Raw genomic sequence first — 11483 nt, 5'->3', positions numbered from 1 at the left:
TCGAGGGCATCCACAAAGTCAGCCACGTCACCTACACGCCCCTGCTCACCGACGAGGTAGTAGCCGTGTGCTCCACCCGCAACCCTATTTATAAAAAGAAGCTAACCGCCCGCGACTTGCTAAGCGTGCCAGTGGCTTTGCGCGAAACCGGCTCCGGCACGCTGGCCGTGCTGGAAGAAGCCCTAGCAGCGCACCACATCAAGCTCACTGATTTGCAAGTGAAAGTGCGGCTCGGAGGTACCGAAGCCCTCAAGAATTTCGTGCGCGTTGATACCTGCCTAGCCTTTCTGCCCCGGCAGGCGGTACTAAAGGAGTTGGAGTCAGGTGAGCTGCAAGTGGTACGCATCACTGACTTAAACCTAGTCCGACACTTTGATTTCGTGCAGCGCAAGGGTACCGAAAACAACGTTCCCTACAAAAGCTTCGTGCAGTTTACGCGGCGATACTATGCCAAAACGGAATAGCCTATTCCAAATAGCTGTTTGTTTCAGGAATAGCAACAGAGGAGGTTTGCGTTGTAATCTTTGCTATGAAAACTCTCCTCGATACTCCAACCCGTCTGCACGAACTGCACTGTGCCGCTTGCCACACCGCCTACTCGGCCTTCACGATGCAGCGCGTGTCGGAGTGCTGCGCGCAGCCTTTGTTAGCTACTTATCACCTTGCTGAACCGCTGGCTCGCACCGCTGGCATAGAGGCCACCGAAAACTCGATGTGGCGCTACCGGTCTCTGCTGCCGCTTTTCGATGATGCGCACAAAGTAAGTTTAGGCGAAGGCTGGACCCCGCTGCTGGAAATGCGGCGCCTCGGAGCCCGCTACGGCTTGCACGATCTGCGCCTGAAAGACGAAGGCCAAAATCCGACGGGTTCTTTCAAGGCCCGTGGCCTGAGCATGGCCGTTTCTAAAGCGAAAGAGCTAGGCGCCACCGGCTGCATCATCCCCACTGCTGGCAATGCTGGGGTGGCCATGGCCGCCTATTGCGCCCGCGCCGGCCTCCGGGCCGTGGTTGTAATGCCGCGCCACACGCCCAAGGCCTTTAAAGAGGAATGCTACTGGTACGGCGCTGAAGTGCACCTCGTTGATGGCCTTATCAACGATTGCGCTGCCCGCGTCCGGGAGCTGAACGCCAACGGCGAACTGCTCGACGTTTCGACGCTAAAAGAGCCTTACCGCCTCGAAGGCAAGAAAACCATGGGTTACGAGTTGGCCGAACAGCTCAACTGGCAACTGCCCGACGTGCTGCTTTACCCCGCCGGCGGCGGTACCGGCCTGATCGGCATCTGGAAAGCGTTCCGCGAAATGCAAACCCTCGGCTGGTTGCCCGCCGATGCTAAACTACCGCGCATGGTGGCCGTGCAAGCCGCTAATTGCTGCCCCTTGGTGGAAACCCTCAGCGGCCGTCAACCTAACTGCCACGCCTATGTCGGCCAACCTACTATTGCCAACGGCCTCGCCGTGCCCCGTCCCCTTGGCGAGCAACTGATGCTGCAAGTGCTCGACGAATCCCGGGGGGCTGCCATTAGCATCACAGATGAGCAGATGCTGGAAGGAATGCGCGAGTTGGCACAGCTAGAAGGCTTGTTTGTAGCCCCCGAAGGCGGAGCCGTTTGGATGGCGGCCCGCCACTTGCTGCAAACCGGCTGGCTGAAACCCGAAGAGCAAATATTATTACTCAATACTGGCTCCGGCCAGAAGTATATGGACAACGTGGAAGGCCGCTACAACGGGTAGCACCAAAGCTACTCTATAAGCAAGAATAGCCGCCCTATAAGCCGAAGGCCTGAGTTAAACCAACAATCGAGGTATCGGTTGGCTGGTCTTGCTCAGGCGTTCGGCTTTTCAGTGCGTTGATAGGACAGGACCTGCTTAGCCCTGTGAGCGAGATGCCTCAAGGTCCGTCATGCATCTGCGCAAGAACACAAATAAGTTTTTGAGACTAGGTAACTCTCTTTAGAAAAATAAGAAAAGGGTGTATTTTCCAAAGGGACAATGTCAAGAAAACATAAATAAATAAAAGGTAGACTCTAATTTATACAGCGTGTTGACAAATTTTACATGATGTTTTCCTATTTTGCCCTTCGAAACACAAGTGCAACCTAAATTCAAGTTATGGTTTCTGAATCCAAGCGGCTGACCAGCCTGAGCATGTTTTCCCTGGTGGCGCTTGTGGCCCTAACCCTGGTGTCCGCCTTCGTAGACTTGCCGCACCCCCCCGCGGCTCCGGGAACCATCAATGGTGCCGACGTGGCCTGGATGCTTACCGCTACCGCCTTCGTCCTGATTATGACGCCGGGCTTGTCGTTCTTTTACGGGGGCATGGTTCGGCCCAAGAACGTTATTAGCACCATGTTGCAAAGCTTTGTGGCCTTGGGCGTGATATCCATCGTGTTCTACTTCGTGGGCTTCTCGCTTTGCTACGGCGACTCCTGGCGCGGCCTCATCGGCAATCCGTTCACGTTCGTTATGCTGCGCAATGTGGGCACCGCAACGCATCCGCTGTTGTCGCCCACTATCCCGTTCGTTCTCTTCTTTGCATTCCAGCTCAAGTTTGCCATCATCACGCCGGCTCTCATCACGGGTTCTTTTGCCGAACGGGTGCGCTTTAAAGGCTATTTAATCTTTATGGTGCTGTTTTCCTTGTTCATCTACTGCCCACTGGCCCACTGGACTTGGCACCCGGAAGGCTTCCTGCGCAAGTGGGGCGTGCTCGATTTTGCGGGGGGAACGGTGGTGCATATTTCGGCGGGTATTGCCGCCTTGGCCGGGGCCACCGTGCTGGGCCGCCGCGCTACGCACCTAACCAACACCGTGTTTTCAACTCCCAACGTGCCCTACGTGCTGCTGGGTACGGGCTTACTGTGGTTCGGCTGGTTCGGCTTCAATGCGGGTTCTGCTCTCGGTGCTAATGAGCTGGCCGTAACGGCTTTCGTGAACACCAACCTGGCTTCGGCCGCCGCTTTGGTAGCCTGGATGCTGGCCGATGTAGTGCGCGGCAGCAAGCCTTCGGCTATGGGTGCTTGCATTGGGGCCGTGGTGGGGTTGGTCGCCATTACGCCCGCCGCGGGCTACGTCACCTACGGCCAAAGCTTGCTTATTGGCGTAGTAGGCGCGCTCATCAGCAACGTGGCCGTGCACTGGCAAAACAGCCGCACCACCATCGACGACACGTTGGATGTATTCCCCTGCCACGGCCTCGGGGGCATTGTGGGCATGTTACTCACCGGGGTTTTTGCCGATAAGGTGGGTTTGATACACGGCACTACCACTGTGTTTGGCTACCATGTACTGGGGCTGGTAATCGTAATAGCATATTCGTTTGTGGGCTCATGGGTGCTGCTCAAGCTGACGGACCGCTTCTTTGGTCTGCGGGTGAAACTGCAAGAGGAAGCGCTGGGCCTCGACCTGAGCCAGCACGAGGAATCAACCTATCATGTAGACGAAGACTTTGAGCGCACCTACCGCAAAGAACTAGCGAAGGAAAGCGTGTAGTACACTTGAGTACCAGTGTTCTGTTTAGGCAGAACGGCTTGGCACCAAGTGAGTAGGGAGAGAGGAAGAGAAAGCCGTCGGAGGGGGATCTGACGGCTTTTTCATTTGGAGGACTTCAGGTACTCAAGTACTTAGAAAGCAGTGTGGAACTGTCTTCCGACGCAGGAGGAATCTGAGGTAAGTCGTTCAATGAACTCAATCAGATTCCTCCTGCATCGGAAGGACAACTCCTGAACCCGAAAACTGCCCAATTGGCTAGGTTTGTTGATGAATTTCGTGTTGCAATAGACCTAGACTAGTTCTAGCTGAGCGCAGTGCCCCACATGAATAGCAACCAGATAACAATCATCAGGCCCATTACGCCTTTTTGAAGGTCGCCTTCGATGGAGAGAACCTGCAATCCAGCCCCAACTACACCTAACACCAGCAACGCCGTGGCCGCGGCTACAGCCCACCGGCGCGTACGCACGGGCACGTTGGGCCGTAGCGCTACCATTAGTGGGAAAAGGGCCATCAACAAACTGGCACCTAGCACACCAGCCCACGCAAAATCAGTAAGGGCCGCCGCGACAAGTAAAGCAGCGCCCACGCCGGCAGTGCCCATAAACACCAGGGCCTGTCGGCGCTGCGCCTCGGAAAGCGCGTGGCGGCCATACGAGTTGAGTTGCAGCAAGCCATTGAAGATAGGGTCGGCAAACCAACTCATGAATACCAGTGGCAAGTACAAAGGCAGCAAGAGCGGCACGAATCGTACCAGTACATAAATACCGATAAACATCAGGCGGCGCGTGCCGTCACTCAGGCCCTGGGTCCAGACGCTGAAGCGCAGAAAGGCGCGGTAAACCCAGTAGCGGGCTTTTAGGGCCTCCACTAATCCTTCGCGGGCATAATCGGAGGTGGGCCGCAGACGCAGCGCGTCGCGAAAATGGTCGAGGGCGAGGCGGTGCTGACCGGCTTCGAGGGCGACCCAACCGGCATCGGCGTGGGTGCCAGCATCGTCGGGGTCATGTTGCAGGGCTTGTTGCAACGAATCGGCGGCATCGGTGGGCCGGCCAAGGCGAGCCAGGCAGCGGGCCCGTAAGCTAAGGCAATCGACGTGCTGGGCATCGTAGGAAAGGCCCGCTTCGGCGGCGCGTAGGGCGCCTTCCCACTGAGCGCGCTGAAACCGGATTTGCCCTAGCATGTGATGATAATTAGGGTCAGTGGGGTCAAGGGCCAGGGCTTGTTCGATGGCCTGCTGTGCCGCTGGTAGCCGTTGCTGCCGCTGATGAGCCAGGCTGAGCAAGTAGTAAGCAAAGTCATATTCGGGCGCCAGCCCAATGGCCGTTTGAATTTCCTGCTGACCCTGCGGTAGCTGGTTCAAGTCGAGCAGAGCCATACCCAGCCAGGCGTGCGCCAGCGGGTTGTCGGGGTCTTCCTGCAACGCCCGGCGCAATTCCTGCTCGGCTTGGGTGGCGCGTCCCTGGCGCAATAGCAGCAGGATACGGTCGGGCCAGGTGGGGTGTTCCATTGATAGATTTAATACGGAAGTAACAGACGCTTTTTAGCTGAAAGGAACTAGGGTCTTTGACCAGCGGGTCGGAATATTTGGTAGAGTAGTAAGAAAACGCCAAAAAAAGCGAGAAAGCCGCGGCAGTCGTTGGCGGCATTTGTCGCGCCTAATAGGCTGTAGGCTTTCAATATAGCATTGCCGCCAGGCGAGAGCAGCAGAGCGACACCTAAAGGAAAACGCTTCTGACCTTGTTGGAGGCGCAGCCAGTAGTTGCGTAAAGGAAAGACCAGGCCACCGACCACCAGCAGCCACACCAGGGGCGGCCAAGGCGGCAACAGGGCGCAAGCCAAGACCAGCCCGCCCCAAATCAGACCGCTAAAAAACCAAATGTCAGTTGGCGTTGGCTCGATGAGCTGTTGCTGATGTCGCCAATCCAGCAACGCGCTAAACAAATAGAAGGCAAGCAGAAAGGGCAGGAGCAGGCAGTAGATAAGGGCTTTGCCAACAACCAGCAGTTTATCTTTTAGCAGTGGGCTCTGCCAGCGGCTTTGCATACCAGCCTTCCAAGAGGAAGACCAAGCCGAAGGTTTGTGCCACCACAAGGTGGCACGAATAGCATGCTGGAGAAGCTGCTGCGCCACCGCAAGGGTCGAATTCAGCTGCACTGCTTCTCGCAAACAGGTTTTGGCTTCCAAATAGTCGCGCTGCGCAAGGGCATGCTCGCCACGGTCCAGCAATAACTCCAGCAGTTGGTCTTGTGCCGCTTCATCGGTGGAATTTAGCCGTAATGCTTCTCGAAAGTGGGTTTCGGCAACTAGCGGCTGCCTATCACGCCGCGCCTTTTCACCCAAAAGTCGATGAGTGACAGGGTGGTTTGGATAGTGAAAAGCTAACTGGGTGATTTCAACTGCCGCCTCTCGAAAGCGCTGAAGTCTTCTTAGTGCCAGTATGCGCTGATACAGGCATTCTAAATGGTCTGGGTTGATAGCCAACCCCGCACTAGCGGCTAATAAGGCCTTTTCTGGTTGCCGCCGAGTATTCAGAATGACCGCCTGGTACCCGAAATAGGTAGCGCAGTAAGCATCGAGGCGTAACGCTTCATTGATAGCCTGCAAAGCTCCATAAGTCTGAGAAGTTCGCAACAGCAGTACGCTGTAGAAGTAGTGTGCATCACTGCGTTGAGGGTCAAGCCCAATAGCCTCAAGAATGGCTTCTATAGCGTCGGAAGCACGTTCCGGTTGATCAAGGAGTGTTAAGGCTAACTGTTCATATCCAGCCGCATCCTGTGGATGAGCAGCTAGGTGCCGACGCACCAACTGCTCGGCTTGCTGGGGCCGCCGCACAGCCAGCAATTGCTGCACCGCCTCCTGCCACCGGTTGGTGCGGATAGTGTTTATGTCCATACAGTGAGCAGGTTACGCCGAGGGCTTCTTGATGCCTAAGTACACCAAGATGTCGTCGTACATGCCGCCTTCGTTGGAGTAGAGGGCGTAGTTTTTGGCGGTGGCAAACCACTCGCGGGTGCTGGCGCGCACTTTGCCAGCGGCATCGGCCAGGGTGGCGTGCTCTAGCGGCAGGGGCTTGCCGGCCTTCATTGACTCGCGCAGGCGGTTTTCTACGGCCACGTCCACTACGGCTTGCAGGTCGGCGCCGGAGTAGCCGGCGGTTTGGGCGGCCAGCTTGCGCAGGTTGACGGAGGGCGCCACGGGTTTGCCCCGCAGTAGCACTTCCAGCACGGCAGCCCGGGCAGCTTCGTCGGGTGGTGTTACCAGCAGAATCCGGTCGAAGCGGCCGGGGCGGCGGAAGGCCGAATCCAGGTGCCAGGGGGCATTGGTGGCTGCCAGGATCAGTACCCCGTCGTTGGAGGCGGTGGCGCCGTCTAGCTCGGCCAGGAACTGGTTAATAACGGTGCGGCCGGCACTCTGGCGCAAGTCGTGGCGGTTGGCGGCCAGGGCGTCTACCTCATCGAAAAACAGCACGCACGGCGCCTGCAAGCGGGCCTGCTCGAAAAGCTGGTGCAGGTTCCGCTCACTGTTGCCCAGCCACATATCTAGAATGTCGTTGATGCCGACGTGGATAAAGGAGGCCTGCACCTCGCCGGCCGTCGCGCGGGCCAGATAGGTTTTGCCGCAGCCGGGCGGGCCATAAAGCAGCAATCCGCCGCCGGTGGCTTTGCCGTAGGCTTTATACAGGTCCGGGAATTGCAGCGGGTGGATGATTTTAAGCCGGATTTCTTCCTTCAAGGTTTCCATGCCGCCCACGTCCGAAAAGTTGATTTTCGGCTTTTCGAGGCTGCCAAACAAGGCTTGCTCATCGGTGACGGGGGAGTTGGCAAAGGGCGCGGCCGTGGGCGGACCGCCGTGGGCAGGCTGGGCGGAGGCACGTTCGCGCAGCTTGGCGGCTAGCTCGGTGTCTTCCAGCGTGGGATTGTGGTGTAAGGCAGTTTCGTAGGCTTCGCGGGCGGCGGAGAGTTGGCCGGTACTGGCCAGCAGGTGGGCGTGCAGCAAGTGCGCCCGCGCGTGGTCGGGGCAGGCTTCGAGCAGTTCTTCCACCACCACAAAGGCCGCCGATGTTTTGTTTAGGCTCGCGTAGGTGTTAGCTAAACCGAGTTGCAAATCGGTATCGGTGGGCGCTTGGCGCAGGCCAGCCCGGTATACATCTTCGGCTTCGGCCAGCCGATTGGCTTCGAGTAGCAAACCACCTACGTGCTTACGCAGGGGCAGATTGTCGGGTGAAAAAGCTAGCGCGTCTAGCAAAGGTTGAATAGCAGAAGGATCGGGGGATAAAGCCATGAATAGGTTGCTAATCGGTAAGGATACTGTACTAGTAGAACAAGGAAACCGGCCCCTCAAACACAACCGTTCAAAGTTGAGGATTTCAAGGATAACGTACGATACCGGAGTTGCAATATTTTGCGCTACCACCTAAGTTGGACTAGCAACGAGCAGTCCTCACGCCATCTTGCTCAGGAAGAACGAAACCAGAAACCCAAGCACCGTAATCAGGCCCGTGAAATTGTGCGCTTCGGCAAAAGCCTCCGGAATCATGGTGTCGGCAATCATGGCTAGCACAGCGCCGGCCGACACGGCCATGGTGGCCGCTATTACTTCATCGGAGAAGCCGCTGAACAGCGTGTAGCCCAACAACGACGACACGCCCGAAATAACCGCAATGCCGGCCCACAGCAGCAGTACGTACCTCGCCGACCGACCAGACTTTTTCATGCCCGCCGCGCTCGACAAACCTTCGGGCAGGTTGGAAAGAAAAATAGCCACTACCGCCACCATGCTCACGGTGCCGCCCGCCAGCATGCTCAGCCCAATAACGATGCTTTCCGGGATGCCATCGAGCAGGGCGCCAATGGCGAGGGCCATGCCGTTGTCGGCCTCAGCACCGTCGCCATCGGGTTGCTGCACGGATGTGCGCTCTTGTTTTTGCAAGTCGCCGGAGCGTTTGCGGTGCTTGGCACCGTAACGGGCCAGCAGCCAGTTGGCCAACGTGTAAACGGCCGCGCCGCCCACAAAGCCCATGGCCGTGGAGTTGAAGCCCCCTTTTTTATAAGCTTCTTCCATCAATTCCAGCGAAAGAGTGGAAATCAGCACGCCGCTACCAAACGCCATGATGGCGGCAATTAGCCGTTGCGGCACGTGGGCAAAGTATCCAACGGCAGCGCCCAGCAACAACGCCGAACCCGAAACGAGCCCCCAGAACCCCGCCAACATCCAGGTAGGAAATGTCATGTTTGAAAAATAGAAAGTGCGCACCAGTATGGCTCGCACGTTGGCGGGTTATACGCACGTTACGCTTCAGGTTGCCTTCTGGCAGCGAGTGAGCTGGCAACTTTCCAAGCTGTAACCGGATAGCAAGTGGACGGCCTTTCTTTTCGCCGAGTGCGCAGCAGGCAGCAGCGCAACGCATTATTTGGTTGCTATGCTGTTTGAAACTGCGCTAGCACCGTTTGCAGCGTAGCTTCATCTACTGCCTCAATAGCAACCTTTTTGAAGGGCGTGGTGTGACCCGAAACCAGTGTTATATTGGATTTGCTGACGTTAAACACGCCTGCCAAATACGCCAGCAGGCACGCATTAGCCTTGCCATCGTGGGCGGGAGCTTGTAGGCGCACGGTCACGCTGCCATCAGAACCTACCAGCACTTGGTTGGCACGGGCGTTGGGTTTGGCTTTGAGGTGAAGAAAGACCGGCGCTGGCAACGAAGGGGCGAATTAAGCGGAGTCGTTGTAGGCGTCGTACACGTTCCAGGCCCAAATAACAAAGGGCACGACAAAAGTCCAGGCCAGCAGGAAGCCTACTACGCCCCCTACGGCCCAAATCAAGAAAGCCTTTAAAATCTGCCCCTTGATAAGCTGCCCCAGGCCAGGAATGAAAAAGGAAAGCAAAGCCGGTACGCCGTAGGTGGATTTCATAGTTCTTTTAATTAGAAATGAGGGAGTTGGCAAGTATAGGTAGAGAACCTCATAGCGTACGCAGGCAGCGCCCAAAGACCGTCCTGCTGAGCGCAGCCGAAGCATCTGTCCTGTTTCGTTACACCCCGGTTGTCATTCCGAGGCACGAGGCATCTAACTTAATTCGTTCAATGAACTAACTCAGATTCCTCGTGTCTCGGAATGACAGCCGGGGTGTTTTCGATTAACTCTGGGTCACGTTCACCCGGGCCTGGCCGAAAGGACATTGGTCGAGCACCACGCACCGGCCGCAAGCGGGCGTGTGAAAGTAGCAGCACTTTTGGCCGTGGTACATGTAGGCTTCGTGGTGGTCATACACCTGCTGCGCATCCCAATCGGGGGGCAGCAAGGCCGATAGCAACGCATGCGCGGCGCCTTCTCCTACCTTCGGCCCGACGAGGCCCAAGCGTTGCGCCACGCGGTGGTGGTGGCTGTCGACGGGCATGGCCGGGATGCGCAGCTTACTGAAGAGCAACACGGCAGCGCTGGTTTTGGGGCCCACGCCCGAAATAGATTCCAGCCAAGCCCGGGCCTCCGCCACCGACTTATCGGCCAGGAAAGCTAAGTCGCATGGCCCGCCGCACCGCGCACTGATTTCGCGCAGTACGGCCTGAATCCGGGGCGCTTTCTGCTCGGGCCAAGTACACGGGCTAATAGCTTCTTGCACCTCCTCGGTCGGCGCATCGCGCACCAGCTCCCAGGTAGGAAATCGGGTTGTCAACTGCTGGTAGGCCCGGTGCGAATCCTGGTTGCGGGTGCGGTGGGAGAGCAGGGCGCTAACCAATTCGCTCAGCGGATCTTTGGTGCTGAAAAACGGAAAGGGCGCCCCGTACTCAACACACAAACGGGCATGAACCAGCAAGGCTTTTTGCTGGCGACTATCGAAAGTGGTATCGGGGAGTTTGAGAGACGGCACAGTCTTAACCTACGGAATTGCTGGTTGCTAGTTACCACAACCGTTGGCACTGCCTAATAACAAGCTGCTACTAATTCATCTGGTGTTACTCGTCGCGCCAAATGGCTACCACCGGTTCTTCTTCGCCGATCCGGTAGGCCCGGCGCATCACGTTGCTGTTGAACTCCAGCGCCACGTTGCCTTGCGTATCAACGGCAATGATGCCTTTGTCGCCCTGCAATTCCTCGTCGCGCAAGGTTATGGCAGCGCGGCAGGCGTCTACTACAGACAGCCCTTTGTACTTAACTAGTGCGTATACCTCATGCGCCAAAGCCCCCCGCAAAATAACTTCCCCATCACCAGTGCACGAGGCGGCGCAGGCATCGTTGCTGGCGTAGCTGCCGCCGCCTAGCACCGGACTGTCGCCAATGCGGCCCTTAACCTGGCCTTCGATGCCACCGGTGCTGGTAGCTACGGCCACGTTGCCGTGTTGGTCGAGTGCCACGGCGCCCACGGTGTCCTGTTGCTGCGGTTCGGCTTGCTGCTGGATTATCTCCAGCCACTGCTTGCGCGTTTTCTCGGTTTTGAAATAGTCGGGAGCTTCCAGGGCGAGGCCTTGTTGCAGCGCAAATTCTAGGGCGCCTTCACTGGCCAGATACACCGGAGAGCCTTGGTCAAGTACGGCGCGGGCGAGTCGAATGGGGTTCTTGACGTACTTAACGCTGTTAATGGCGCCCGCCTTCAGGTTGCTGCCATCCATGATGCTGGCGTCCATTTCCACTTCGCCTTGCTCGGTGAGGCTGCTGCCGCGTCCGGCATTGAAGTGCTCGTTGTTTTCGAGGCTGGTAACGGCTGCTTCCACCGCGTCGAGGGCGGTGCCCCCATCATGGAGCACTTCCCAGCCCGCTTGCAAGGCTTGGCTTAGTCCTTCCCGCTGGTGCGCTTCCTCTTCTGGCGTTAGCTGCCCGGGCTTCATGGTCACGGCGCCGCCGTGTATTACAATAGCGTACTTGTTCATTGGGTTGGCTGGCATGCTGGGGGAGTTGGTGTAGACGCTAGCGGCGCTTCAAGGTTGTAAGTGCTGAGGTAGGTATTATGGATAAGAAAACAGCCTCAGTCTGTGCAGTACCGAGGTACGCACGAA

General features: G+C 57.3%; 11 protein-coding genes. 3 read left to right on the top strand and 8 right to left on the bottom strand.

The genetic code is table 11. From position 1 onward, the window contains the following. The 3 genes from ACFE7X_RS19635 to ACFE7X_RS19625 form a co-directional block, all read left to right on the top strand. On the top strand, positions 1 to 464 hold a 464-nt coding region (locus ACFE7X_RS19635; RefSeq protein ID WP_375437391.1), incomplete at its 5' end, for a LysR substrate-binding domain-containing protein. A gap of 65 nt (positions 465 to 529) precedes the next feature. Further along, positions 530 to 1732: a threonine synthase gene (locus ACFE7X_RS19630; RefSeq protein ID WP_375437390.1), complete on the top strand. Its 1203-nt coding sequence runs from the start codon at positions 530 to 532 to the stop codon at positions 1730 to 1732. A 378-nt stretch (positions 1733 to 2110) separates the two neighbouring features. After that, on the top strand, positions 2111 to 3490 hold the full coding sequence (locus ACFE7X_RS19625) for an ammonium transporter (RefSeq protein WP_375437389.1): 1380 nt from the start codon (positions 2111 to 2113) through the stop codon (positions 3488 to 3490). Positions 3491 to 3791: 301 nt separating this feature from the next. Here ACFE7X_RS19625 and ACFE7X_RS19620 read toward each other — a convergent pair whose 3' ends face one another. The 8 genes from ACFE7X_RS19620 to ACFE7X_RS19585 form a co-directional block, all read right to left on the bottom strand. After that, positions 3792 to 5000, bottom strand: a complete 1209-nt coding sequence (locus ACFE7X_RS19620; protein ID WP_375437388.1) for a tetratricopeptide repeat protein — start codon at positions 4998 to 5000, stop codon at positions 3792 to 3794. Positions 5001 to 5047: 47 nt separating this feature from the next. Next, positions 5048 to 6295: a tetratricopeptide repeat protein gene (locus ACFE7X_RS19615; RefSeq protein WP_375437387.1), complete on the bottom strand. Its 1248-nt coding sequence runs from the start codon at positions 6293 to 6295 to the stop codon at positions 5048 to 5050. A gap of 102 nt (positions 6296 to 6397) precedes the next feature. Beyond that, positions 6398 to 7774 carry an AAA family ATPase gene (locus ACFE7X_RS19610; RefSeq protein WP_375437386.1) on the bottom strand — a complete coding sequence of 459 codons (1377 nt, stop codon included), beginning with the start codon at positions 7772 to 7774 and terminating at the stop codon, positions 6398 to 6400. 159 nt (positions 7775 to 7933) lie between these two features. Continuing rightward, positions 7934 to 8722, bottom strand: a complete 789-nt coding sequence (locus ACFE7X_RS19605) for a ZIP family metal transporter (RefSeq protein ID WP_375437385.1) — start codon at positions 8720 to 8722, stop codon at positions 7934 to 7936. A gap of 188 nt (positions 8723 to 8910) precedes the next feature. Then, on the bottom strand, positions 8911 to 9192 hold the full coding sequence (locus ACFE7X_RS19600) for a DUF167 domain-containing protein (RefSeq protein ID WP_375437384.1): 282 nt from the start codon (positions 9190 to 9192) through the stop codon (positions 8911 to 8913). Positions 9193 to 9204: 12 nt separating this feature from the next. Then, positions 9205 to 9405: a hypothetical protein gene (locus ACFE7X_RS19595; protein ID WP_375437383.1), complete on the bottom strand. Its 201-nt coding sequence runs from the start codon at positions 9403 to 9405 to the stop codon at positions 9205 to 9207. A 223-nt stretch (positions 9406 to 9628) separates the two neighbouring features. After that, positions 9629 to 10360, bottom strand: coding sequence for an endonuclease III domain-containing protein (nth, locus tag ACFE7X_RS19590; RefSeq protein WP_375437382.1), 732 nt, complete (start codon positions 10358 to 10360; stop codon positions 9629 to 9631). An 85-nt stretch (positions 10361 to 10445) separates the two neighbouring features. Further along, the gene (locus tag ACFE7X_RS19585; protein WP_375437381.1) at positions 10446 to 11372 is read right to left on the bottom strand and encodes an isoaspartyl peptidase/L-asparaginase family protein; all 927 of its coding nucleotides are present in this window, start codon (positions 11370 to 11372) and stop codon (positions 10446 to 10448) included. Positions 11373 to 11483: the final 111 nt, after the last annotated feature.

This window comes from uncultured Hymenobacter sp. (assembly GCF_964242765.1).
Taxonomy (GTDB): Bacteria; Bacteroidota; Bacteroidia; order Cytophagales; family Hymenobacteraceae; genus Hymenobacter.
Note: the sequence above shows the minus strand (reverse complement) of the source record. Positions and strands in the feature narration are given on the sequence as shown.

What these genes read in the sequence shown, in the direction of transcription:
- ACFE7X_RS19595 (WP_375437383.1), bottom strand. Translation starts at nt 9,405, where the DNA reads ATGAAATCCACCTACGGCGTACCGGCTTTGCTTTCCTTTTTCATTCCT.
- ACFE7X_RS19610 (WP_375437386.1), bottom strand. Translation starts at nt 7,774, where the DNA reads ATGGCTTTATCCCCCGATCCTTCTGCTATTCAACCTTTGCTAGACGCG.
- ACFE7X_RS19605 (WP_375437385.1), bottom strand. Translation starts at nt 8,722, where the DNA reads ATGACATTTCCTACCTGGATGTTGGCGGGGTTCTGGGGGCTCGTTTCG.
- ACFE7X_RS19585 (WP_375437381.1), bottom strand. Translation starts at nt 11,372, where the DNA reads ATGCCAGCCAACCCAATGAACAAGTACGCTATTGTAATACACGGCGGC.
- ACFE7X_RS19625 (WP_375437389.1), top strand. Translation starts at nt 2,111, where the DNA reads ATGGTTTCTGAATCCAAGCGGCTGACCAGCCTGAGCATGTTTTCCCTG.
- ACFE7X_RS19620 (WP_375437388.1), bottom strand. Translation starts at nt 5,000, where the DNA reads ATGGAACACCCCACCTGGCCCGACCGTATCCTGCTGCTATTGCGCCAG.
- ACFE7X_RS19630 (WP_375437390.1), top strand. Translation starts at nt 530, where the DNA reads ATGAAAACTCTCCTCGATACTCCAACCCGTCTGCACGAACTGCACTGT.